Origin of the sequence: uncultured Methanospirillum sp., from assembly GCF_963668415.2 — an archaeon.
Taxonomy (GTDB): domain Archaea; phylum Halobacteriota; class Methanomicrobia; order Methanomicrobiales; family Methanospirillaceae; genus Methanospirillum.
Window position 1 is genome coordinate 1346941 of the sequence record NZ_CAXXDL010000001.1, and the last position, 25152, is coordinate 1372092.

Sequence of the window (25152 nt, forward strand, 5' to 3'; positions counted from 1 at the left end):
AGACAGACCACACCGCTCAAATGCAACAGCGTGTGAAGATCTCAGGTTTTGGAACGTTCTGCATTTACTATAATTACCATTCATGCCAACCTTCACCCAGCGTGAGAGCAGAGGAATATGACTGGACTATCTACCACGTCATAACCAGAGGGAAAAACTGTACCGCAGATGATATCTGCGAGAACAGCGGTTTTTCCCGTGAACAGGTTGAAGAATCACTTGCAAGACTCATGAAGACCCATCTTGTGGAGTGCAGGGGAGACCAGTATCGTGCATGCTCTCTTGAGGAGTTCCTGATCACAAGCCAGATGAACCAGGATCCTTTTTCAGATATTATCATCGAGAACGGAGTTGTAAAGGTGAAAAGCCCCACTATAGAATCAGCGGATAAGAGTCTTGATGTGAGGGGACAGGAATGAAGGAGGTTGCCATCCTCAGGCTTGGTCATCGCCCGCAGCGTGATCAGCGGGTGACCACCCATGTAGGGCTCACAGCACGGGCTCTTGGTGCTACCGGGATGTACCTGGCCTCCAACGATACCGGTATCATGAAGAGTATCCTTGATGTCGGCGACCGGTGGGGTGGAGATTTCTTTGTTGAGAACGACGTCGGCTGGCACTCGTGCATTCGCCGATGGAAAGAGGCAGGCGGAACGGTTGTGCATCTTACCATGTTCGGGCTCAACCTGCCTGATGTCGAAGAGGAGATCCTCTCACGTGACAAGATCCTTGTTGTCGTCGGGGCCGAGAAGGTCCCAGGTGAGGTATACCACCTTGCCGACTTCAACGTCGCGGTCAGCAACCAGCCGCACTCAGAGATATCAAGCATGGCGATCTTCCTTGATCACCTCATGGGAAAAGATGCCCTTGTCCAGAAGTTCCCGGGCGCCAAGGTAAGGGTTGTTCCCTGTAAGGAAGGCAAACTGGTCGAAGAGATCAGACCTGACGAATGAACGGAGCGATTCAGAGGATCCTTGTCGCGGGATTCTCAACACGGCATGTTGTCTCTTCGGCGGTCAGGGCCGGGCTTGAGGTCTGTGCCATCGACAACTTCTGCGACCAGGACCTCCGAAACCTGGTTTTTGCATACGAGCGCTTCGAAGAACTTGCAGAGCTTCCTGACCTGATCCGCAGGTTCTGCAGTGAGCAGAAGGTTGATGCGGTCATCACCACTTCTGGCGCTGAAGATCTTGTGAATCTTCCGGTACCGATACTCGGGACTGATCCTGCCATAGCATCACAGTTCCTTGATAAAGAACTGACACAACGGTTCTTTGAGGAGCACGGTTTTCCGGTTCCTGCCCGGGCCCTGCCCGGCGTTTTTCCAGCCATGCTCAAGCCCTGCCGGGGATCAGGAGGCTGGAGAAATGCCCTTGTCACCAGTGAAGAGGATATCAGAGCCTGGGAGAGTATCTTTCCCGGTGAGCCATACCTGCTCCAGGAACTGGCACCAGGTATCCCGGCCTCGGTATGCTGTGTTGCTGACGGCAACCGGGCAAAGGCAGTGGCAGTCAACCTTCAGATCCTGCGAGGAAGCAGGGAGGCACGATACGGATTCTGCGGATCGCTGACACCATTCAGGCATCAGATGGCAGACCAGATGCGCATGATGGCTGAGAGGATAGCGGCCGCTACCGGGTGCTGCGGTGTGCTCGGGATTGACTTTCTTGTAACTGATACCAGCATCACTGCGATTGAAGTCAACCCCAGATTCGTTGCCACCCTTGACACCATCGAACGGGCGACAGGCTGCAACCTCGTGAGACTGCACATCGATGCCTGTCACGGTGTACTCCCTGAAGTAATCCCGGAGATAAGACGCACCTGTATCAGGCAGATCCTCTTTGCACCACAGGATCTGACCATCACGTCTGATCTCTCTCACCTCATCCCTGATGTTGCAGACATTCCGGTTCCTCCTGCCTCGTTTGAGAAAGGAGATGCCGTCATCAGTGTGTACGGAGAAGGAGAAAACGAATCATCAGCCCGCCTCGCACTGGATAAAACTATCAGAAGAGTATCCCAATATATAGGGTAATGGTCACCGTAGAAGAGCTGCTCCAGGAGCCGGCGATCGTAGCGTACCTGCACCGGATGATCGGGGACGAGGGGATGGACCTTATCCGCCGGTTTCCCGAGGGAAAAGAGTACAGCGACGAGGAACTGGCCGAACTGACCGAGATTAACCTGAACTCAGTCAGGAACACGCTCTATACTCTGTATGAGCACCGGCTGGCACGATACCGGAGGATCAAGAATAACGAGACAGGCTGGCTGACGTATCTGTGGCATCTGCAACTCTCCAATATCTATGACGCAGTTGGAAAGGACATGGAAGTGATCCTTACGAAACTGAAGAAGCGTCACTATTACGAGGAGCAGAACGACTTTTACATCTGCAAGGAGTGCGGGTGCGTCTCCACCTTTTATGATGCAATGGACAGCCAGTTCGCTTGTCCCGCATGCGAGACCCAGATGTCACACTTTGACAACGATCCTCTTGTAGATGCGCTGGCACGCCGGATTGCACGGATGAAGGAAACGCTCGGGTATGCCTGAACCCGGGGACGAGTACATCAGTTATCTCAAAGAAGCAGGATGCGATCCAGGAGTGATCTCACATTGCCTGACGGTGCGTGAGGTCGCGGTCAGGATTGCAGACCTAATCCTTTCTGCCGGCACAGCCCAACTTAACCGGGACCTTGTCGCTGCCGGCGCTGTTCTTCATGATATCGGCAGATCAGAGACTCATGGCATGGATCATGCCGATGCCGGGGGCAGGATCTGCAGAACGAAAGGGTTTCCCGAGGAGGTCTGCCTGATTGTTGAACGGCATATCGGTGCTGGTCTTACCGGGAGTGACCGGATCGGATTCGGACTTTCAGATGTGGACAGGATCCCAGAGACGATAGAAGAGAAGATCGTGGCTCATGCCGACAACCTGGTGAAGGGATCGAGGATCATCAACAGAAGCGATCTCAATCTCTCGATCCTGAAGTTTCCACAGGAGGTTCAGGAGCGGTTTACTGCGCTAGCGGACGAACTCGAAGCATTTGCGGGCAGAAGTCTCCCCTGAAAACTTTTTTGGCCTGCTCAATCAGAGGATCAGGCGCCTGACAAAGGGAAGCGCCCTGAGATCCTCGATGACCTGCGCAGGGATCACACTCTCGGTGATGATGACAAGCCTCGGATCCTCGGAGAGGTGCGGATCAGTGACAAAGAGCTGCCTGATTGCGATCCCATGAGAGGAGAGGACATGGATGCAGGCGTCCACGATCCCGGGCTTGGTTGCATCATCAGGAAGGATGGTGATGACAGAGAGGGAGAGTTTGTCAGCAATAAGAGTCAGGTCAGGGGTCGCCCGCATCGAGAGGAAGATATCCCGGTAGCGGGAGTCGAGGATGCGCTTTGCGGTTGTGTCCACCACTCTCCGATCAACGCCTACCTGCTGGCCGATCTGCGTCGATGCAATCGGGATAGAGTTACAGCAGATCCTTCCCTCCTCGTTCACCCCGAATCCGTTCTCAAGGAGAAACCTGACAACCCTGCCCTGGGACGGGGAATCTGAAAACCCGGAGAGAATAGCCGACCACATATGATGCAGAGATTTGATCTGACTGGGATAAATAACGGACATGTCCGGGAACTCATGAGAAGGGATCAGGGGATCTCAAGTCAAAAAGTATAAGTGCTCATGCGCCCACCTATTCAGGCACGCAGTGAAAGGGGCCCGACAGATTCTGTACACAACCGGGTGTTCTTTGTTCATGATGACTGAAGTAATTCAGTGACATTAATTATTCTGTGTGGGAGTATCCGAGCCAGGTCAAAGGAGCAGGGTTGAGGGCCCTGTCGCGAAGGCGTTCGAGGGTTCAAATCCCTTCTCCCACATTCTTCTAACACAAACGCATCAGTCTGTGCTCTTTTTTACCGATGCATCGGTATCACATGGTCTGCAGATAAACGGTACATCAGTGATCCCCTCCGATGACACCCGGCTCTGATGAATCAATACACCCCCTGCTCGCAGACCTTGCAGATTTTTCCCCTTCATCTGATCGGAACTTTCTGTTTGTTCAGACAAACCACCTTGTCAGAGCGATTCAGGATGCATATGTCAGAACGGGGACTCCGATACTCCCTGATCAGATCACAACACTTCGGGAGTTCTGCAGACGGCACCACGAGAACTCAAACTCACAAACAACGCTGATCTCTGACGGTCAGTCACTCCAGCTCCTCTCAGAGACACTTGAAACGATCCGCGAGGATATCCCGTTCTTCTTTTCACGACACAACCCTGCCCCCACGACTCTCAAGGATCTCCTGGCACTGCGGGACATCCTCTCACAGCGAAGAATAGCATTTTTTGAATCAGAGCAGATCAGAAATTCAGAGAAGTGCAGGCAGATCAATCTGGCACTCGAAGCATACAGCAGGGCCCTTGAACAGAGGGGTCTGACAGATGCAACCGGCCTTATCGAGTGGACCATCTCTGCTATCGATACCGGGCTGCCCAATACCTTCGGAACTGTCAGATTCAGGGGGTTTCACAAGCCCCTCCCGAGGGAGAAGGAACTGATCAGGGCGATCAGGGATCATGCAGAACACTGTGTGTATCAGTATCCGACCGGCAGGGACCAGAGTATCTATGATATCCCGGACTGGTTCGGTGATGGTATTACCCCCATGGATGAGCCGCCCCTGTCCAAGCTCTTCACCGGAGAGGAGATCAGGAGCGACGAGGGGATCAGCATCGGGATCTTCCAGAGTCCGCGTGAGGAGCTCGAATCCATTGCTGAAGAGATCTGCTACCTCCATGAGAGCGGGGTTTCACTTCATGATATCACGGTTGTAACTCCTGACATCTCTTCTCATGCTCTGATAACCGGAATCTTTCAGGACTTTGGTATCTCCTCGCAGATCTCTGCCGGCGAGGCATTGAACAGGGAGCCTCTGGTTGGTTTCTTCACCCTCTTCCCCTCTCTGGTCGCTGATAATTTTCCACGTGAAGATCTGATGAGCCTGATGGCAAGTCCGTTCTTCAGATCCGACCAGCCTGATATCAGACTGCCTGGGATCGGGGTTGTTGATATGATACTCAGGAGGGCCAGAATCATGGAAGGCCCATCCTGGGACAGGAACCTTGAGGCACTTGCAGAGGGCTCTGAAGGCGGAAGCAATGGAGAAACCGGAGAGGCGATTAATCCCACCGACCTTGCCGCAGTGCGGGGATGGATTGAGAGGTTCCAGACCGACCTCCTCACGTTAAGGGTCGAGCAGACCCTGTCAGAACATGTGACTGTCTTTCGTCAGATCCTTGACCATTGGGTGAGGCCCGGGTTTATCGGAAAGCCTGACACAGTCAGGGTATCACAACGGGAGAAGAGGGCATGGGAGCGGTTTGATCTCTGTCTCACCAGGCTTTCTGCTCTCTCGGAGCCAGGCAGGAAGATCGGGGTAGGTTCATTCTCCAGGTACCTAAACTACCTTCTCGAGGAACTGGTGACCATCAGTGAGGATCAGGGCGGGGTGACGGTGATGCGGCTTTCAGAGACAGCTTACCTGCACCTTCCATACCTCTTCCTTGCCGGGCTTGTTGAAGGGGACATTCCCAGGCCTTCAACACGGCTTCCGCTCCTCACCGCTGCAGAGTCAGACCTCCTCGGAGGCCGGAGCCTCTCCGAGGTGATCAGCGGTGAGCAGTACTCGTTCATCAGTGCCATCTCTGCCGGTGATCAGGTGTATCTCTCTGCACCACGGAGCCGGGGCGAGAAGATCCAACTCACCTCCCCGTTTCTGGAAGAAGTGAGACACCGGCTCAATCCTCCTGAATGGGGCCGGGTAATTACCAGATCAAAGAGTCATGCCGCTATGTCAGCCGGGAGGCTGATCGCGAAGGGAACTGAAGCCTCATCAGATATGACCACGGATACAGACGAGGCTTTGGACAGGACTACAGAGAAGATCCTGGATCTCCTTTCTGCTGATCAGACGTATGGTTCTGTGGCCGACCGGATTCTGATGGAGGACTGGTACCGTACCGGTGTACCAGACTCACCATACGACGGAGTCCTTTCAGATGATCAGGATGCAACCGCATGGCTGACAGAACGGTTCGGCCCTGCGAAGGTCTGGGCACCGACGAGGCTTGAGACATATGCCACCTGCCCGTTCAGATTCTTCCTTCAGCAGGTACTCCGCCTCTCTCCTCTCCCCGATGTGGATCCCGCCCTGACTCCTGCCCAGCGGGGGAACTTTATCCATGACACACTCTGTGACTTCTTCAGGCAATGGTCACAGGACGGTCCCAGGCAGATCACCAGGCAGTACCTCGCTGGTGCAACCGATCTTCTCAAGGAGATCGGGATCGAGAAGAGCCGGAGATACACGTTCACAACTCCGGCCTGGCATGCAACACTCCTCTCGCTCTTTGGAGACCGGGATCAGCCAGGCCTGTTTGACCGGTTTCTTGCGTGTGAAGCGGCACGTGAGGAGACCACACTTCTCCCCGGATACTTTGAATGCGAGATCGGGGCGGAGAAAGCTGGAGACGATAGCGGAAACAGAAACGGAGAAAATGCGGGCACAGTACAGGAAGAAGAATCCAGTACCGGTGAAATATCAGGAGAAGACCGGAGAGCAGAAGAGAGATCCTGGGTCCTGCTTGATCAGGGAGATGAGGAGCCGGTCAGGATCTCGGGCAGGATAGACAGGGTTGATCTCTCCAGGGACGGGTACTTTGCAATCATCGACTACAAGACCGGGAGTTCCTATCCGAATGCCAAGGGGATCAGAGAGGGGACCGCTCTCCAGCTCCCTCTCTACCTGCTGGCACTTGAGAAGATGCACGAGGATGACGAAACCCCGCTCACCGGTATTGCAGGGTCGTACTGCGAGATCAGCAGAAAGGTCAGGCAGAGCTGGCCGCTGCTGAACCCGGATCACAAGAGCCTGGTCGGGGCAGGTAACGGCAGGGCAACCACCGGGTTCAGGGATATTCTCATGAACTCGCTTGATGCTGCCCGGACCTGTATCAGTCATATCAGGAGTGGAAGATTCCCTCTGCCTGAAACCTGCCAGGTCCCATACTGCGAATATACCGGGATCTGCAGGTTTAACAGGTTCAGGATCAGCGACAGCGGGGAGGAGTCATGAACGGAACACCACGCCAGATAGAGGCGATCACCACCCATGACCGCTCACTCATCGTCACCGCAGGGGCAGGAACCGGGAAGACCCATGTGCTCGTGAACAAATACCTGAACCTGCTTGAGACATTCGGGGAGGGAAAAGAGTGGCACGAGAACCCGATATCGGTCAGAAACATCCTTGCCCTCACCTTCACTGACAAGGCAGCAGCCGAGATGAAGGAGCGGATCAGAAAGAGCCTTGAGGCAAAACAGGGTGTTTACTGGGAACGGACCCGGGAAGAGTTCCTGATCGCACCGGTCCAGACCTTTCATTCGTTCTGTGCCCAGGTGCTCAGGGAGTTTGCATTTGAGGCACACGTCGAGCCCTCGTTCGTGGTCCTTGATGAGCAGGAGTCCTCCCGTATCCTCACCTCCTGCTTTCAGGATCTGATTCACACCCCGACGGAAGGGGATGCTGTTGTGTACGCCCTTGCAACCGTCGGACCGTACAACCTTGAGCAGATGATCAGAACCCTCTACTCACGCAGGGATGAGGCAGAGAAGTTCTTCGCACGGCTCAGTGGTGATCAGGAGGCTGTGATCTCCTTCTGGAAGCATGAGATACAAGCCTTCAGAAAGGCGAAAGCAGGAGAGATCAGGAGTGATCCAACATTCAGGCGAGCGGTCAGATCCCTCATCGCATTTGGGCTGATGGATATCCCGTCCGATGACAAGGCAATGGTGTACCTTCAGAAGGTACGGCCATTCCTAGAGGTCATGGACGGGGACGGATCTACTGGGACTGCTGATGAGTTCCTTGAGGCAGTCACCAGGTACCTGAAGGTGAAACTCGGTTCCGGGGGATCAAAAAAGATCTGGACCGAAGAACTGCTGGCAGAACTGAGAGATACGTACAAAAATCTGAACGCGATTCTTGAAGATGCCAGGGCCGAATCCGCTGCAGCGATGAGGTTTGATCCCGGCGAAAAGTTCAGCATCCGCACCATCAGATTCCTGATTGCACTTGGGACCTCATTCACCCGGTTCTGTGAACTCGTCGAGGAGGAGAAGGCAGCAGCAGGAGGGATCGATTTTGCAGATCTCATCAGGAGCTGCAGAGAGCTCTTCAGGGATCATCACGACCTGGTGGCTGAACATTACAACAAGCAGTTCAGATACATCCTTGTCGACGAGTTCCAGGACACCGATCCTGCCCAGTTTGAGATCGTGACCGCCATTGCAGGAACCCCGGGTCCTGATCTGCAGAGTCTCTTCATCGTCGGTGACCCAAAACAGTCGATATACCTCTTCAGGGAGGCTGATGTCACCCGGTTCCGTGATGCTGCATCGTTGATCACCGCAGAGTGCAGCGGCAGGGAGATCCCTCTTGATGTCTGCTTCAGAAGTTCACCTGCAGTCATCACCTTAGTCAATATTCTCTTTTCAGGCCTCTTCAGCACCGCAGAAAAACCGTGGGAGTTCCCATACGAACAGGCGATGGTCTCTGATGAACGGGCGGGGCATACCGGGACGGTCACGCTCCTCCTCACCCACAAGGACGGAGAGGTATCAGAACCAGAAGCGGTCGCTGACGAGATCGCAGCCATGGTACGAGGCGGGTCTGAAGTCTATGAGGAGGGAGAACGGGACGTTGAGGGACGGCGGACGTTCAGCACAAGACCGGCATCATGGCGGGATGTTGCCATTCTCCTGGAACGGAGGACCAACCTTGGCGAGTATCTTCATGCACTCGGGCAGAGGAGCATTCCGTATTATGTCCACAAAGGAACAGGATTTTACCAGAGACAGGAGATCCTCGATCTCATAAGCCTGCTCACCTTCCTTCAGCGTCCTTACGATGATATCGCCCTCATCGGCTTGCTCAGATCCCCATACATCGGTCTTGAGGATACCGATCTCCTTCATATCCGCAGATCAGGAGCAGACACGTTCTTTGAGAGACTGAACAGGTACGGGAAGGGGTGCGATGGTGCAGCCCGGGCCCATGACCTTCTGGCAACCTGGAGAGGACGTGCAGGAAGATGGCGTGTTTCACACCTGATCCAGTCGGTTCTTGATGAGTCAGGAGTTCTCGCCGTGTATGGAGGACTTGAGCAGGGTCAGCAGATCCTCTCAAACATCAGAAAACTCCAGGAGATGGTGAGAGAGCGGGAAGAGAAAGGGAGGTACCAGCTCGCAGATCTTGTCACCGATCTCAGCGAGGCGGTGCAGACCGGCGACCAGGAGGGGGAGGCGATGATCGATGACCCGGGGCTTGATGCCGTACGGATCATGACGGTCCATGCCGCAAAAGGGCTTGAGTTTCCGATCGTCTTTGTTCCCGGAATGGGGCAGAGACCAAACCTTGTCCAGCCCCCGGTCCTTATGGAGAGTCCCGGCCCGCTCATGGGAGTGAGGATTCCGGATCCTGAAGATAACTTTGAGACAACAGAAACACCGGTTTACTCGCTGCTCAGGTACAGGCAGGAGGAGAGACTTCTTGCCGAGAAGAAGCGGCTCCTCTACGTTGCCCTGACCCGGTCTGCAGACCACCTGATCATGAGCGGGGAGATAGGTGATGAACTCCCTGATGGAAGCAAAGATACCAGACTTGACTGGATCATCAAAGAACTCGGGATTACCGGGAATGTGATATCAGCAGGAGAGATGCCGCTCAGGTCACAAGACGGGACAGAGATCACAATGAGGATCTGCGAGCCCGCTCAGGGACATATCCAGGCAGATAGGACCACACCGCCCTTCATCATCCCTGACGAACTGCGTGATGAGCAGGGAAGATTTGTCCTGCAGCAGATTGCAGGAGACCGTTCCGGTTCACCCCTGCTTGTCACAGAGATTGTGAAAGCAATAGCCATCGATGAGGCTGATGACCATGGTGAACAGCAGGACGGACAGCATGAAGCCCGGGGAGCAGTTTATGGAACCGCGGTCCATGAGGTGCTCAGAGGAAGGGACCCGGCAGCAGTCATCAGGGAGTGGGAGATAGGTCAGGATCTTCACCAGGAACTCATGGAGGTGAAAGAACGTTTCAATTCTCTTCCTGAGATCATGAATGCAGGAGAGGTGAAGCGTGAACTCGCCTTCACGGTCACCATCGATGAAACACCTGTGACCGGGCGTATCGATTGCATCGTTCAGAAAGAGGACGGGTCGTGGCTGGTGATCGACTACAAGAGTGATGCCCTCTCCGGCTCTGATCTGATCACAAAGATGGCATACCGGGTTCAGACCGAGATCTACAGGCGGGCGGCAGAGATCCTTGGAATGAAGCCTGCAACCGCTACATTATATAGCGTTCCAGAAGGAAGACTCCTCTCCATGGAGCCCTTAGAGAAGGATGCTGTCAGCGAAATCATACGCAAAGCATGGAATGAGAGGCAAAGCGGTGACAGAAACACATAATAGATCGCAGACAGAGAATTTACCCGGCCGGGCCGGTTCAGATTGCAAAAAACCTGACACCGGCCCCATTATGACGACCGGCGGAGAAGGAGTATGAATCAGGCATCACAGACGACTGAACCATTATCGGTGCTGTACGTAGATGACGAGCCTGATCTTCTTGCCCTCGCCAAAATATTTCTTGAACGGACCGGCAGGTTCAGGCTCGATACTGCAGGATCGGGGCCTGAAGCACAGGAGAAACTTATCACAGGGAGGTACGATGCCATCCTCTCTGACTACCAGATGCCGGGTATGAACGGGATCGATCTCCTCAAGTACGTCAGGGAACGGTATGGAGCTATTCCATTCATTCTCTTCACAGGAAGAGGACGTGAAGAGATTGTTATCCAGGCACTTGACAACGGTGCCGACTTCTACATCCAGAAGGGAGGCGAGCCAAAGTCACAGTTCGCCGAACTTCAGAACAAGATCCAGAGGGCAGTTGGCGAGAAGAGGGCAGTTCTCGCGAAAGAAGAGTCTGAACACCGGATGTCTGACATCATCAACTTCCTGCCGGATGCAACGTTTGCGATAGACAGAGAAGGAAGGGTCATCGTCTGGAACAAGGCGATTGAGGAGATGACCGGTGTTGCTGCCAGGGAGATTCTGGGGAGATCTGATCACGAGTATGCAATTCCGTTCTATGGGGAGCGGAGAAAAATTTTGATTGATCTTGTCTTCTCTCCTGATGCAGAGACAGAGGCACTCTATACCCGGTTCATCAAAAGAGAGGGTGACGTCATCTTCACCGAGACAGAGATCAAAGGGGCCGGTAAAGAACCCAGGTGGGTCTGGGCAAAGGCAGGGCCGCTCTATGACAGTGATGGAATGATGGTCGGGGCCATCGAGTCTGTCAGGGATATATCTGACAGGAAAAAAGCAGAAGAGGTTCTGGTTGAGAGCAGGGACTATCTCAACCAGATCTTCTCATCAGTGAAAGAGGGCATCGTGATCGTTGATGCCGAGACCCATACAATCGTGGATCTCAACCCGGCAGCTGCAACCCTGATTGGGGCAGAACGGAGAGAGATCCTGGGGAAGGTCTGCCACAAATTCATCTGTCCTGATGAAGATGGAAGGTGCCCGATCACCGATCTCAATCAGACTGTTGACAACTCAGAGCGGGTCCTGCTGAATCCAGACGGCAGAGCAGTTCCGATCATCAAGAACGTCGTCCCGTTCCAGTTCCAGGGGAGAAAAAGGCTGCTTGAGACGTTCTTTGACAACACCCAGCGGGTTTCAGATCTTGAAGCACTCAGACAGAGCGAGGAGAAGTTCAGGTCATTTGTCGAGAACGCCAACGACATCGTGTATGATATGACCCTGGACGGGGTATTCACCTATGTCTCGCCGAACTGGACAACTATCCTCGGTCACCCTGCAGAAGAAGTCATTGGGAAAAATTTTAGCCAGTTTGTCCATCCCGATGATGTTGCCAGATGCAATGAAGCCCTGGCCTCTCTCATCGCAACAGGAGCCGGAAGGGGTGGTGTTGAGTACCGGATACGTCATCGTGACGGATCATGGAGATGGCATATCTCAAACAACGCACCGATTCGTGACGCCACCGGCGTAGTAAAGTCAGTCATCGGGATCGGGCGTGATGTCACTGATAAGAGACGGCTCGGTGATGGATTAAAACAGGCAAACAGACAACTCTCCCTCCTTTCAGGAATTACGAGGCATGATATCCTGAACAAGATCTCGGTCATCACGGGCCTTATGGTGCTTGTCAGGGAGATGGCAACGAGCCAGGAGGCTGAGTCATACCTGAGCAAGATCTATGAAGCCATCAACACAATCAGGGCACAGATCGAGTTTACCAGGGTGTACGAGGATCTCGGTACCCAGGAACCGCAGTGGCAGTCACTTGATGAGATCCTGAAAAATCTCCAGGTTCCAGAACCTGTCACGCTTACTTCAGAGACAAGAGGTGCCCTGGTACTTGCTGACCTGATGCTTAAGAAGGTCTTTTTTAACCTGCTCGACGACTCGGTAAGCCACGGGATTAACGTGCATTCCATCATGGTGAAGGCTGAACCGGGAGGGGATACGCTCTCCATCACCTGGACAGATGATGGCGGAGGAATACCTGCCGAAGAAAAATCAAAGATCTTTGATCGAGGATATGGAACCCATACCGGATTCGGCCTCTTCTTATCGCGTGAGATCCTCACGATAACAGGCATCACCATTGAGGAGAACGGGGTGCCTGGAGAAGGAGCACGGTTTGAGATCAAAGTTCCAAAAGGAATGTGGCGTATCGATTCTCCGATCACCGGTGAACAGAAATAGGAGATTGCAGGTAGTTCATGTTTATTGAGTCACTGGTGGTCGGAGATCTCCTCGAAAAGATGGCCACCGTCTGTTTTGCCGCATACCTGCTGACAAGGGTAAAGGGTGTGGACTTCCTCGTTGGCAGAGAGCGGTCATGGCGCTACATCGCCATCATCTCGTTCATATTCGGAATATTCTACGCCTTTGGATATTATGCAGGAAGCGGGACAGCAACAGACTTCCTGAGCACCAGCAAGATCGGCCCGAATATGGCAGGGTTGATCGCAGGGCCGTTCGGGGGAGTCGGGGCCGCCCTCTTCGGGCTTCTGCTCCAGGCTGCAGGGACCGGGGCGATACGTCCGGATGTCCTGATCACCGAAGTTCTGAACGGACTGGTCTGTGGGATCGTCTTCCTGCTGAACGGAAGAAGACTGATTCATGTCTGGCAGGCGGCTCTGCTCGGAGCAGCGCTCACCACGGCAGACTCCATCATCACCCTCTTCCTTTACCAGGGGATCGATATCTCAAGGCTCCTCCTCGTAAACATCGCATCTATTGAGATCCTGGTGATCGCAACCGGCATGGGCCTCTTCACTATGTTGATGCACAACGTGGCACGGGAGAAAGAGAGGAGCTGGACAGCCTCACGTCTTGAAGGACAGGTTCTTGCAGCACGGGAGATACAGCTGGGATACCTGCCTGCAAAGATTCCGGAGATGAGCGGGATCAGGGTTGCAGCCAGACTCATCCCGATGCATGAGGTTGGCGGTGACTTTTACGATTTTCAGCAGATTACCCCCACTAGATGCTTCTTCTGCATCGGGGATGTCGCGGGAAAAGGGGTCTCGGCAGCATTCGTGATGGCATCAACCCTGACCCTTTTGCGCAATGCACTCATCTACTCTGACCAGCCTGCCGAGATCCTCTCTCAAGTTAACCAGGGGCTTATCAGGAGCAGTAATGACAGCCTGTTTGTCACCCTGCTTGCCGGGGTTATGGATCTTGAGACAGGTGTGATCATCTATGCTAACGCAGGTCATAACCCGCCGTTTATCATCAATGATACCAATGCTTCACTGATCCCGATGGATCCTGACATCCCGGTCGGAACCTGGGAAGACTACCAGTACAAGCAGGAAGAGTTCAGGCTGAACACAGGTGAACACCTCGTGCTCTACACCGACGGGGTCACCGAGTGTGAGAATGCTGAAGGGATGCTCGGGATTGAACCGGTGCTGCAGGCATTTTCCGGATCAGGTCTGCCGGATAGCGATCCAACAGATCCTGAAACCATCGTGAAGACGATCACGGATCTCGTGTTTCGACATGCCGGAACCGGAGTTCCCGGAGATGACGTGACCGTCCTTGTGATAGGGAGAGATCACGAGGCTGACAGAAGCTCATCACCTATTGCTCATCCACAATGTGGTGCTCGAACGTGACTGTGCCGACGCTCGCAAACATCGCAGCGATCGGACAGAGGTGCGAGAGTGTCCGGGTCATAATATCAGATACCTGATGACGATTTACAAACCCTGACACGGTCACGACAAGATGTACCTTCTCAAAGACCGCAGGGAGTTCCTGCCTTCGTTCTGCCTGGATCCCGATAGTGAGCAGACCGGGAGTGACACCCGCATCACTGAGTGAGAGCAGGATCTTGATCCCGATACAACCCCCCAGTGAAGCGATGAGATACTCGATGGGATTCGGGGTTGTGCCACCACCACCAAGGTGGACATGAGCGTCTATCGGGATTTTTAACCCTGAAGAGGTTTCAGCGGTGAATGTCATGCCGCCGGTATGTGAGACGGTCATTGAGACCGGTTTAAACTCCATCCGTGCCTTGTCCCAGGGCATATCATTTTCCATGGTACTGATACAGTACCGGGAGACCTAAACATTTGCAAAAAATCCTGACTACGGGTTACGAAAGCTCCCTACTGGAACAGCCGGGAATCACCCGATGAGGATAAGGCTGATGTTATCAGGCCCGCCACCGGCAAGACAGGCCTTCAATACAGCATCTGCGGCAGACCGGAGATCCCCTGTCGAGCAGAGGGAAAAGATAGTATCGTCCCTTATAACCTCCCAGACACCGTCGGTGCAGATCAGGAACCGGCTGTTCTCCTGACGCGAGACCCTGCTCACCAGAACCGGCGGGGTTGGTCTGGTCGGATCGCCGGATACTGATGCCGTGATGATGTTGCGGTACTGGTGTGTGTACATCTGGTCGCTGGTTATGGCCCCGCTGTCACAGAGTTCCTGGACCAGGGAGTGATCATGGGAGAGTCGCTCGGCATCTCCTTCATTGATACGATACACCCGCGAGTCCCCGCAGTTGAAGATGAGGGCATGATCAGAAAAGAGGACCACCCCTGCAACCGTGGTCCCAAAACCGGTATACGAGGGGTCTGCACGGACAAACCTGTCAAGAGCCTCCTTGGCCCCTGCTATCATCGTGGTTACTGCTTCAGGAGTGGCGGGAACCTGAACCTGTGAGCAGTACTCAAGAACAGTCCGGCTTGCCACCTCGCCATGAACCGCACCTCCTATCCCGTCAGCCACCATGAAGAGGGCAGGAAGAGCAGAAACTTCCATCAGTTCCGCTCTCTCCATACCGGTCACATTGATCACCGTTCCCGGAACCAGGATGCTGTCCTCGTTACCTGACCGGAGGTAGCCGGGGTGGGTGAGGTACGAGCAGCGTGGTGAGTTCATCAGATCAGGTGTACCTGCTACCCACATCCTGATGAGTATTCTGATCCTCCGGATACAGCATTCACCGGTCAGAGAGAAATGACCGTGCATCTATAAGGTTCACGGCGAAACCAACAGAGAGGAGGAGAAGTCTGCATCACTTTCCTGTTACCCCAACCGGGTACATCTATATCTGTACAAGACTTACCGTCAGGAAAGCCAGACTGATCAGCAGAGATCAGTACATGCGGCTTCTGAACATGGATCTCAACCAGATCAGCCGGTTTATCGGTGAGACCGAGTACCAGAACGAGGTCAACGAACTTGCCGGCAGCCGCTCAGGTATTGACCTGATCGAAGGGGCTCTCACCAGAAACCTTGCCGAGACCTACCAGAGCGTGGTTGCGATAACACCGGGGGCACTGCATGAACTCACCGAGCGATACCTTGCAAGGTGGGACGTATGGAATGTGATGCTCGTGCTGCGGAGCAGGCAGTTCGGCATCCCGGCCGACCAGATACGCCAGGTTCTGATCCCGGCCGGAGGAATATCCCAACCCAGAATTGAGAGCCTGCTCTCGCAACGGACACTCAATGACGTGGTAGAAGGGCTCGAAGGGTGGGAACATTACCCGGTTCTTAAAGACGGGTTTGCCTCAGGATACAGAAAAGGGCTCTTTGGAGAGGTGGAAAACTCCCTGTACATGTCCTTTTACAAAAATCTCTACCGGGATGCAAGGTCAGGAATCAGGGGAGGCGATGCCATGCTTCCCTACCTGCGGTTCGAGATTGACATCATCAACATCAGGAACCTCTTCAGGCTCAGGGCAGGGAGCAAGGTCAGCGATATCAAGCCGTACATGATACCGGGAGGAAACCTGCGGCCTGATTTCTACCAGCAGATGTATTCTATTGAGGATAAGCAGCAGTTCGTTTCAGGAATGCAGCAGATGAGGATCCTGCCTATCCTCATGGAGGCACTGCAGGATGTCAGGTGCAATGAATCAGTATGCGAGGCGGATGCTGCAGATCTCATCTGGAAACTCTGGGCAGAACGAAAGACACCCCTCTTTGCGATGATGATGGCGGTCACCAGGCTTCGGCTCCGCCGTCTCGAACTGATAGCAAAGAGATACCCCTTCTCTGTTCTGCCGATCCTCTCGTACCTTGAGCACAAGAGGCACGAGGTTGCAAACCTGCGGGCCATTGCAAGGGGAAAACAGTTTGGGCTTGATTCTGATCAGATCAAACGATACCTGATCATGTAGGAGGAGTCATGGCATACCAGACTGATGTAAAACCAACACGTGCCGGCCTTCTTGCTCTTAGGAGCAGGCTCAGGATGGCACGCAAGGCATACAAGATCCTCAGCATGAAACTCGACGGGCTCATACTCGAGGTGACCCGTCTTGCTCCGGAGGTGAAGAAGGAGTATGATCTCCTGATCACCAGATACACCCGTACAAAATTCCTGATCGCAGCAGCGTACATGATGGAAGGCACGGTCGGTATGACCGTTGCTGCTTACTCGGTAGAGGTGAAGCCCGAGATCGAACTCACAAAGCGTAATGTCTTTGGTGTTAAAGTCCCGGTCATCACCGGGAAGGACATCAAGACAGATGTGATCGAACGGGGATACGGACTGCTCGGGACAACCCTTGTCATCGACGATCTCGCAGACTCATACGAAGATCTGCTTGCCGCTATCGTCGCCTACGCAGGGAGCGAAGCGACACTCAAACACCTTCTGGCCGAGATTGAACGGATTGGCAGGAGGGTTCGGGCACTTGAGCACCAGGTGATCCCTACCCTTGAAGAGACCGAACTCTACATCTCACGGATGCGGGATGAGATCGAGCGTGAGGATACAAGCCGGCTCTTCCATGTGAAGCGGAGAAAAGAGGCAGCTGCTGAACTGATTGATCAGGAGCGGAAAACGAGAACTGAAGGGTGACCTGTTCTTCAGCGGTCTGCATTCAGACCAGTGGATCAGGTGTCTTCCCGCCGCTCACCGGAAGAGCGGTATGGCTGACCAGGATCTGATTCGGAATGACGGCAAGCCGGGCCAGGAGAAGTTCCTTTCCCCGCTGTGTCAGGATGAAGATCGGAACCGCGGTCCCTGCCTGCATCAGGGCTTTTTTCCCACAGACTTCCCTGATGTACCGGGAGGCACAGCCGGTTGTGATGTCAGCAACCGCTGCGATCCTGATTGCATCTTCCTGTGATGTGCCGGTGACATGCACCGCCATGATGAGGGCATCAGGGTCAGCTCTTCTGACTGCTTCAGCAGCGTCAGCACCTGGAACAGTCACAAGCAGACGTGAGTGCCCTGCCTTGTGTGCTGCAGCAACACCGGTAAGCGGGTCCATGGAGGCATGGACGGGATCAGGCACGATACCGCCGCCTGCCTCGATCCGCTCAATGACCGACCGTATCGGAGATGTCGAGACAAGCCCTGACATCCTGCCTCCGATGCCCTGTGCCATGGCGGGATCGGTCACTACCACGGTGCCCGCACCGTCACAGGCCAGAACTGCTGCGTCGATGATACCACGTGCAAGACCGGTCCGGGTGAGTTCTGATGCACCGAACCCGACAAAGTCATCATCAGAGGTGAGTGAGCGGTCAGGCGTACACATCCCGAACGATGCGATCCTGTTCTCGATATTCTTCTTCACTGCAGCGGGAGTGAACTCCTCTACCGGGCATGCAAACCGTTTTGCAAGTGGGCAGTCTTTGATGACTGCTTCACCGACCTCGACAACTTTTCCGTCACGAACCACGACCCGCGAACGGCCTATTGCTTCGATGATGTGTTCGTCAGTCATCGATATCTCCTGATAGCGAGGACTGCTCCTGCTGTAAGGGCAGGGAGAAGGGTCATAAAACCAAAGCCTGACTTCTGGGTCGGGGTTGCTGCCGGTGTCGGCGGGAGAGGATACGGGGTTCGGGTTGGACCGGGTGTGAAGACCTTCGTTGGTTCCTCGGTCGGCTTGGCGGCTACCTTTGTGCTGGCCGGAGCAGGAGTCTCTCCGGTAGTCTGCACAGATGTGGTTCCGGCCGGGTTCACCGCTGCCTGTGAGGCAGGAAGCGTGAGTTTGATGTTGTCGATGTAGCCCTCGGCTTGTGGCCCCGATGTTCCATCACCGATCGCGGTTGTATACAGGTAGGTCAGATCCTCCATCTTTCCTGATACCGGTGCAGAGGCTGTGAAGATCACATCAGGGGAGCCCTGCTGCTGTACGACGATGCTGGCCCGGTTGTCTGCTGCATAGTAGGTCATCTTCACATGGTAGGTTGTGTTGTCCTCAAACCTGACCGTGGCACCCGGACTGCCGGTTGACTGACTCGAACCGATCTGATTCAGGGAGTTCTCCTTTGAGACCGTCTTCAGGTAGAAGAGCCTGCCATCCTTCTTGTTTGCCAGTTCAGTCATGAGCAGGGGACCTCTCTGACTGTCTTTCTTCTCTGTGCCGATCCCGAATCTGAAGGTCGAACCGTCATCGGTCTTCATCGGGGTGACGTCAAACTCAAGAACGAACTGGCCGTTCACCTTCTGGGGCAGGGCATAGGCAGCGTACCCGCCAGTGCCACCTTCGAGAAGGTAGTGATACCTCCCGCCCCCGACATCAGGGTAGAAGCGGTCTTTACTGTTGGTTATCCAGCCATCTGCAGTTGAGAAGTCAGTCGAATACAGAACCGAACCATCTCCTGCGGAGGCGGCAGAAGAGGGGAAAAATGCTCCTGCCAGACAGAGCAGCAGGAACGCAAGGAGCAGTGGGGGGATATGCAGGTGCATGATACTCAGATCTATTCTGACTGCAAGGTTGAATATCTGCTCGTCGGCAGGAGTGATCAGAAGCTGGTCAGTGGATCTGGCCAGAAAAAAAGAAGACGGGTTATCCCCGTTTGAACTCGGAGATGCCGCCCTGGAAGCTCATAGCCCGGCTTGACTTCTGGTAGAAGAACTTCTGGTCGCTTCCCGGACCGAGCCCGACAAACCCGAGCTTCGGGGTCTTGACGTACTTGTACTCTTCCTGGTCGATGAAGAGTTTATCATACACATCCCCGGCCGGAATCGTGAGGTTCAGGGTCGAGGAGAAACTGTCAAACCCGCCGATCTTAACACTGTTCACCGGTCCACGGGCGAGGATCTCCTCGTTCTTTACCAGCGTCACATCGTTGAAGTCGAAGGCCACAAACTGGTTCTTATCAGATGAGATGGTCCCATCTGATGAGCCCCCGCCATAGATGAGCTGGATGATGTCACCGGGCGTGAACTGGTAGATCTTGCCTGCTATCTTGATGGAACTGACCGGGTCTGTGATCCTCATCCTGATGTATCCGTCAGGTTCAAGGTTTCCGGCAAGGCTCTCTGTCATGTAGACATCCATCTTGGTCGGTGCTGTGACGTTGATCCCTTCAGGAGCCGAGTATTTGTGGGTGCCATACGCGTTAGTGACAGTCAGGGTGACATTGTAGTCCCCGCCGTTCTGGAAGATGTGAACCGGGTTCTTTTCAGTCGACTGGTACCCGTCGCCAAACGACCATTCATACTGTTTCGGGCTTCCGGTTGAGAGGTCGGTGAACTGGACCGTCAGCGGGGACTGGCCGCTCTTTGGCTCTGCAAGGTAGTTTGCCATCGGTGGCGAGCCTATGGTGACGTAGTTCTCAGCGGTCTTCCGGTTTGATCCATACGAGTTGGAGACCAGCAGGCTGACCGTGTAGGTGTTGGGCACGAAGTATGTGTGAACCGGGTTCTGCAGTGTCGAGGTCGTACCGTCACCAAAGCTCCAGAGCCAGTTGCCGATCTTTCCATAACTCATGTCACGGAATGAGACCGTCAACGGCGGATCGCCGACCAGTGGATCAGCAGAGAAGTCGGCAGCCGGTGGCTGGTATGGATCAGCATCCCTGACCTGCACCGGGATTATTGTCGCTCCTGGCATCGGAGTTGCATTTGCAACAATCTCTACCGGGATCGGGGTTGCACTCACCTTTGGCGGGGGTTCTATCCGTGCCTTGTCGATGAGAACGCTCTCGCCCTTGTCGGTCATGTAATAGAGCTCGACAACCCGTGGTGACTCCGGTGCCGGGTAGAAGAGCTGGACATTCTCCCCTTCAGACCAGGGCCATGCCCCGTTCATGAAGTTGAGGTTCTGGTTGTTCACCACATCGCCATTGACCCTGATTACCAGACGGTCTGACGGAAGCGGATCCCCGCTCACATGGTGCATCACGATCGAGTCACCTTCACCCTCGATTGAGATGGATGCTTTCGGGATCTTCTCGGTGATCGGGTTCCATAAAACTAGAGAGAGCCCGAGAACAAAGAGGACGATCATCACCACCGACAGTGCTATGATCGTCTGCATTTGAGACATCGCCTGGTCATATCGCATTATTGTACCACCCATCCGGATAAACAAAGGCCGCTGCCCCATTTTCAGCGACCATACGCAATCGTTTCGTTAGTGTTGAACCTGCTTCTATTTGTTTGATAGGAATCTATTCAGAGGGGAGGGGGAGTGGAGACGTCGTACGACCCGACCCCGCCCCTGAAGGTAAATCCTGCCGAATCCTGGACACTGAAGAGGAGTTTGCCGAGTGAATCAGTGCCGACATTGCTGAAGGTGATCTGCTGACCTTTGGCTGCGTTGATCACCGGCTGGCCTCCAACGAGACCCTTTGCACCATCTCTGCCTGCCTGGACTTTGATAGTAAGATCTGCAGTCTCAAACTGGAGGTACTGATCGATATTGATGGCTGATACGGTTCCATTCTCCACTTCTTCGCCGTTTACTACCATAGTGACATTGCTGTAGTCACATTTCAGAATGGCCTTAGAGACTACTGAAAGGTCGCCGCTTCCACCGCTTCCGAGGATCAGTTCGACATGGTCACCTGACTTCAGGGTGTGATCACGCCCGCCAATTCTGACGGTGGTCCCCGGACCCTTGACGGTGAAGAAGATCTTTGCGTCAACACTGATCTCTGCCTTCCCGGTTCCCTGGATGATCGTGTCCTGCCGGTTTGACGGGGCCACAACAACCTGCCTGGTCGGAGGTACCTGGTCGTCTTCAGGATCACAGAACCTGACATCGAGTGAGATATTGTAGGTTCCCGGGAATGGGAAGACATGGGTCGGGCTGCGTTTCATGGTGGTCATACCATCGCCGAAGCTCCAGACCCGGTTCCTGATGCAACCGGTTGAGAGGTCATTACACTGGACGGTGAGCGGTGCAGAACCTGCTGCAGGCTGGACATCCATTACCACTCCACCGGCTGATACAGGTGCAGCAACCGGTACCGATGTTGCCAGAGGTGTTGGCGGGACTTGCTGTGGTGTTACTTCCGGGGCTACCGGCTGTGGACCGGCCGGAGGTGCCCCGGGTGTGACATTCTGTGCAGGTGCCTGTTGTTCAGGCTGCTCAGGAGTTGTCACCGGCTCAGGGGTCTGAGTCTGGGAGGGCTGAACCGTGGTTGTATACACGGTGTACTCGGTTGACTTCGGTTTATAGAACAGGGTTACCACTGCAGGTTTGGTGTATCCCGAGGTATCCACCCTGAGCACAGTACCTGAAGACCATGGCCAGTTTCCCCCACCCATGAGCATATATTTGTCAGGTGATGCCGGTGCCCCATTTATCTGAACGGTCAGGAACTCTTTTGAGAGTTGGGCTCCTCCGGCATGGTACAGGAAGAGATCTTCCCCGGTCTGACTCGGGTTGAAAGAGACATCCGGTGCTTTGTCTGAGAACATCGGAAGCACAAAGAGGACAGCACCGACAAGGATTGCTGCTATGGCAACCGCTGCAACGATAAGATATCGTACGTCAACCTCAAGGCCTTCCTTCTCTGTTGCAGGTTCAGGCTCCGGTTCAGGTTGTCCAAGCTGCTCCTCTCCACTGTCTTCCAAGGCTAACTCTTCTTCCTCTTCAGACTCTTCCAGTTCTAACTCATCGTCAGGCGAGTCGTCAGATGACTCTTCCGCATGCCCGAGTGCTTCATTATGGGCTGATTCTGCTATCAGCTCATCATCATCAAGCAGTTCGAGCATATCATCTTCTTCTTCGTTCATGGAATACCTCCAAACACATCCCCGGGCGGCAGGCAGATAAACAGGTAAGATATCTGTATGTTACCTATATTAAAGATATTATATAAAATATGGCACGTAAAAGAGAGTGTACCGATGATTGGATTAAGAGAGCCCTTCAGATTCGTATTATAATTGATAGTTTGGGAGAGGTTATGCCAGAATCCCAGAACGGTGAAGGGCATCTTTCACCATCTGCAGCTCATGCTCAATTTTGTTGAACCGATCATCCATCTGGGTTTTCAGGTCTGTTCTCATTCCACGGATCTCACCGATTGTTTGTTCCTGCTTCTCAAGCATCTCCTCTTGCGTTTTTTTGATGCTCAGTATAGCGGGGATACCCTTATCCAACAGTTCAACCTGCAGGAGATGCATGAAATCAATTATTGATACAACACGACGATCGTAGGGTTCGATCACAACAGATTCTATATGAGCATGCGGGGGAAAGGACTCTTTCAAAAACCGGGAAAGGCCAGTTATTGCCTCCTCGTCCCTTTCTGCAAGGACAATGACCTGGCCGTAGTTGCCAGGACCCACCCCATTCGTTGCAGAAAATCCTTCAATACCCTCTGAAATAGCTTTGTTAAGAAGGAAAACGCGATATCCCTCATCATGAACTGACTTACCAGATATCACGGCACGGATCTTCATGAGCAGTATAGGTATAGTAATAATACATTTTTTTTCATCCAGGAAGTGCTCTTACAAAAACCTGCCCAACACTGGTTAAATAGTTACTTCACGATTGAAACGGAGTGCTTCAGCAAGGGTTTCCTTTAGACTAATGATCAACCCCTCATAGGTTTTTCCTGGCAGTTCACCCATGGAACTCTTCAATCCATCCGATCCACCATGTGCCATCCTGCTTGATAATTGCAGTAAAGGGGTTATAATCTCCATCTGAAAGAACGGTGGAATAACTCATTGCTCAGAAAAACCTCACCATCATTCCTATTTCCAGGGATTCGGACATACACAAGATCCTGAAGTATTGATTCTTTAAGAAGAGGGTGAAGTGCCCCGGGGGTTGTAAGGTCAACATCCCGACCAAGGAGAGAACGCAACTCACTCTGCAGGTGTGTGAGAGTGAAAAATCCGACAGACCTGTTGAATTCTATCAGGATCTCTATGTCACTCGATTCGGTCAGTCGGTTTCTGGCAGCTGATTCAAATACAACGATTTTTGAGATCTGGTACTTTAGTTCCAGATCAGCCCTATGGTGATTGATTACCTCTTTTACCTCTTCAAAGGAATCAACCCAGTGCATATCAGATATTGAGTCTTTTCTGAAATCAGGTTTTTCAGATGCAGATGATGGGCCTTGGCTTACAGATATGAGACCCATAAAAACCCCAACGGTGCCCCGTTGGGGGCCCCAGGTAGGACCGGTGAAAAGGACTTTTTCATGCAAAAGAGAGCCCATGTTGAAGAGTGTCACTCATGATACTTGTCCGATTGATTGCCAGATACCAAGATGTAATCAGGGAAGCCAGGTATCTGATCGATTCCTTAAAAGAATAGTAAATGGTAGTATTATCTCAGGTCAACTCAGGTGGATACTATCCCACGGGGATAATAAAGAATACCCAAGAGGTTTTTTTCGTATTTTCAGGGTTTGATCGTCCTGCGATTAATCCATCCAAAGTGATCTGATGATTGAGTTGATAGAGTCCGCTCATCCACACGTAAGGAGGAACAAAACAAGGAGCTGGAATACATATTAAAGATCCTACCTGCAGAAATTAGATCCAGAATTATCCAGAAGGAGAACAATAGTCACTCATGTATACCCTCGATATGATCCGTTCCAGGCGTGATGACATCCATGCGATAACAGCCAGATATCAGGTGACAAATATCCGGATTTTTGGATCTGTTGCCCGGGGATCACAGGATGAAAACTCTGACATTGATATCCTGGTACATCCCGGACCAGATTTCTCATTATTTACTCACTCAGATCTCATCCACGATCTTCAGGATCTCCTTGGTGTTCAGGTCCATGTAGTAAGTGACAGGGGATTGAGGCCTCGTGTTCTCGAACAGGTTGTTCGTGAGGCAGTACCGCTATGAGAGATGATCTCTCAAGGCTCAAAGATATTCTTGAAGCGATTTATCAGATAGAAAAATATCAACCACCAATTTTCGAAGATCTCATCTCAAACGAGTTAGTTCAAATCTGGATTATTCATTATATTCAGGAGATTGGTGAAGCTTCTGCAGGAATGTCACCTGGATTCAGGTTACAATATCCACAAATTCCCTGGCGTCAGATAATTGATATGAGAAATTTGCTTGTTCACCAATATTTTGGAGTTGACCCTCATGAGGTTTGGAATGCGGTAATATCAGATCTACCAACATTGAAAGCCTCCATTGTAAAGATCATTGATGAAATATCACCATCGCGATGATACATACTTATAGTGTTATCAGATTGATTTGAACGATCAGAACCGATACCACTCAGAACAA

Annotated in this window: 22 protein-coding genes and 1 tRNA gene; 14 read left to right on the forward strand and 9 right to left on the reverse strand. The window is 53.1% G+C overall.

Annotation, left to right across the window (positions count from 1 at the left end; genetic code table 11):
* The first annotated feature begins 101 nt into the window (after positions 1-101).
* From ACHZA2_RS06195 to ACHZA2_RS06215, 5 genes are read left to right on the forward strand one after another with little or no spacing between them, the layout of a single operon-like run.
* Positions 102-419: a helix-turn-helix domain-containing protein gene (locus tag ACHZA2_RS06195; RefSeq protein WP_319578977.1), complete on the forward strand. Its 318-nt coding sequence runs from the start codon at positions 102-104 to the stop codon at positions 417-419.
* Positions 416-952, forward strand: a complete 537-nt coding sequence (locus tag ACHZA2_RS06200) for a tRNA (cytidine(56)-2'-O)-methyltransferase (protein WP_319578978.1) — start codon at positions 416-418, stop codon at positions 950-952. Before ACHZA2_RS06195 ends, ACHZA2_RS06200 begins: the two co-directional genes overlap by 4 nt.
* Positions 949-2037, forward strand: coding sequence for an ATP-grasp domain-containing protein (locus tag ACHZA2_RS06205; protein ID WP_319578979.1), 1089 nt, complete (start codon positions 949-951; stop codon positions 2035-2037). The genes ACHZA2_RS06200 and ACHZA2_RS06205 overlap by 4 nt, the downstream gene beginning before the upstream one ends.
* Positions 2037-2558: a transcription factor gene (locus ACHZA2_RS06210; protein ID WP_319578980.1), complete on the forward strand. Its 522-nt coding sequence runs from the start codon at positions 2037-2039 to the stop codon at positions 2556-2558. The genes ACHZA2_RS06205 and ACHZA2_RS06210 overlap by 1 nt, the downstream gene beginning before the upstream one ends.
* Positions 2551-3075, forward strand: coding sequence for an HDIG domain-containing metalloprotein (locus ACHZA2_RS06215; RefSeq protein WP_319578981.1), 525 nt, complete (start codon positions 2551-2553; stop codon positions 3073-3075). Before ACHZA2_RS06210 ends, ACHZA2_RS06215 begins: the two co-directional genes overlap by 8 nt.
* Before the next feature lie 21 nt (positions 3076-3096).
* Here the strand turns inward: ACHZA2_RS06215 and ACHZA2_RS06220 are convergent, their stop codons facing one another.
* Positions 3097-3594, reverse strand: coding sequence for a regulator of amino acid metabolism, contains ACT domain protein (locus ACHZA2_RS06220; protein ID WP_319539645.1), 498 nt, complete (start codon positions 3592-3594; stop codon positions 3097-3099).
* 211 nt (positions 3595-3805) lie between these two features.
* Between ACHZA2_RS06220 and ACHZA2_RS06225 the strand changes: the two genes are divergently transcribed.
* The 5 genes from ACHZA2_RS06225 to ACHZA2_RS06245 all read left to right on the forward strand — a co-directional run bounded on the left by ACHZA2_RS06225 (position 3806) and on the right by ACHZA2_RS06245 (position 14316).
* Positions 3806-3890, forward strand: a tRNA-Leu gene (locus ACHZA2_RS06225).
* A 96-nt stretch (positions 3891-3986) separates the two neighbouring features.
* Positions 3987-7157 carry a PD-(D/E)XK nuclease family protein gene (locus tag ACHZA2_RS06230; protein ID WP_319578982.1) on the forward strand — a complete coding sequence of 1057 codons (3171 nt, stop codon included), beginning with the start codon at positions 3987-3989 and terminating at the stop codon, positions 7155-7157.
* Positions 7154-10555 (forward strand): UvrD-helicase domain-containing protein, encoded by a 3402-nt coding sequence (locus tag ACHZA2_RS06235; RefSeq protein WP_319578983.1) that lies wholly within the window; start codon positions 7154-7156, stop codon positions 10553-10555. The genes ACHZA2_RS06230 and ACHZA2_RS06235 overlap by 4 nt, the downstream gene beginning before the upstream one ends.
* Before the next feature lie 93 nt (positions 10556-10648).
* The gene (locus ACHZA2_RS06240) at positions 10649-12892 is read left to right on the forward strand and encodes a PAS domain S-box protein (protein WP_319578984.1); all 2244 of its coding nucleotides are present in this window, start codon (positions 10649-10651) and stop codon (positions 12890-12892) included.
* 17 nt (positions 12893-12909) lie between these two features.
* Positions 12910-14316, forward strand: coding sequence for a SpoIIE family protein phosphatase (locus tag ACHZA2_RS06245; RefSeq protein ID WP_319578985.1), 1407 nt, complete (start codon positions 12910-12912; stop codon positions 14314-14316).
* Here ACHZA2_RS06245 and ACHZA2_RS06250 read toward each other — a convergent pair.
* Positions 14282-14746, reverse strand: coding sequence for an OsmC family protein (locus tag ACHZA2_RS06250; protein WP_319578986.1), 465 nt, complete (start codon positions 14744-14746; stop codon positions 14282-14284). The genes ACHZA2_RS06245 and ACHZA2_RS06250 overlap by 35 nt on opposite strands.
* Before the next feature lie 87 nt (positions 14747-14833).
* Entirely contained in the window at positions 14834-15685 is an 852-nt protein-coding gene (locus ACHZA2_RS06255; protein ID WP_319578987.1) for a protein phosphatase 2C domain-containing protein, read from the reverse strand.
* A 41-nt stretch (positions 15686-15726) separates the two neighbouring features.
* Here ACHZA2_RS06255 and ACHZA2_RS06260 point away from each other — a divergent pair, with 41 nt between their 5' ends.
* Complete coding sequence (locus ACHZA2_RS06260) at positions 15727-16842, forward strand: V-type ATP synthase subunit C (protein ID WP_319580947.1); 1116 nt, start codon at positions 15727-15729, stop codon at positions 16840-16842.
* Between the two features lie 8 nt (positions 16843-16850).
* Complete coding sequence (locus ACHZA2_RS06265; protein ID WP_319578988.1) at positions 16851-17528, forward strand: V-type ATP synthase subunit D; 678 nt, start codon at positions 16851-16853, stop codon at positions 17526-17528.
* Between the two features lie 22 nt (positions 17529-17550).
* On the opposite strand, the gene ACHZA2_RS06270 is transcribed toward ACHZA2_RS06265, so the two are convergent.
* The 6 genes from ACHZA2_RS06270 to ACHZA2_RS06295 form a co-directional block, all read right to left on the reverse strand.
* On the reverse strand, positions 17551-18402 hold the full coding sequence (locus tag ACHZA2_RS06270; protein ID WP_319578989.1) for a methanogenesis marker 8 protein: 852 nt from the start codon (positions 18400-18402) through the stop codon (positions 17551-17553).
* Positions 18399-19373, reverse strand: a complete 975-nt coding sequence (locus tag ACHZA2_RS06275; RefSeq protein ID WP_319578990.1) for a hypothetical protein — start codon at positions 19371-19373, stop codon at positions 18399-18401. The genes ACHZA2_RS06270 and ACHZA2_RS06275 overlap by 4 nt, the downstream gene beginning before the upstream one ends.
* Before the next feature lie 100 nt (positions 19374-19473).
* Positions 19474-20991: a PKD domain-containing protein gene (locus ACHZA2_RS06280; RefSeq protein ID WP_319578991.1), complete on the reverse strand. Its 1518-nt coding sequence runs from the start codon at positions 20989-20991 to the stop codon at positions 19474-19476.
* Positions 20992-21086: 95 nt separating this feature from the next.
* On the reverse strand, positions 21087-22655 hold the full coding sequence (locus ACHZA2_RS06285) for a PKD domain-containing protein (protein ID WP_319578992.1): 1569 nt from the start codon (positions 22653-22655) through the stop codon (positions 21087-21089).
* Positions 22656-22826: 171 nt separating this feature from the next.
* On the reverse strand, positions 22827-23327 hold the full coding sequence (locus ACHZA2_RS06290) for an acylphosphatase (RefSeq protein WP_319578993.1): 501 nt from the start codon (positions 23325-23327) through the stop codon (positions 22827-22829).
* A gap of 236 nt (positions 23328-23563) precedes the next feature.
* Positions 23564-24022, reverse strand: a complete 459-nt coding sequence (locus tag ACHZA2_RS06295) for a nucleotidyltransferase family protein (RefSeq protein WP_394698507.1) — start codon at positions 24020-24022, stop codon at positions 23564-23566.
* Positions 24023-24459: 437 nt separating this feature from the next.
* Here ACHZA2_RS06295 and ACHZA2_RS06300 point away from each other — a divergent pair, with 437 nt between their 5' ends.
* On the forward strand, positions 24460-24750 hold the full coding sequence (locus ACHZA2_RS06300; RefSeq protein ID WP_319578995.1) for a nucleotidyltransferase family protein: 291 nt from the start codon (positions 24460-24462) through the stop codon (positions 24748-24750).
* The gene (locus ACHZA2_RS06305) at positions 24747-25091 is read left to right on the forward strand and encodes a DUF86 domain-containing protein (protein WP_319578996.1); all 345 of its coding nucleotides are present in this window, start codon (positions 24747-24749) and stop codon (positions 25089-25091) included. The genes ACHZA2_RS06300 and ACHZA2_RS06305 overlap by 4 nt, the downstream gene beginning before the upstream one ends.
* Positions 25092-25152 lie beyond the last annotated feature (61 nt).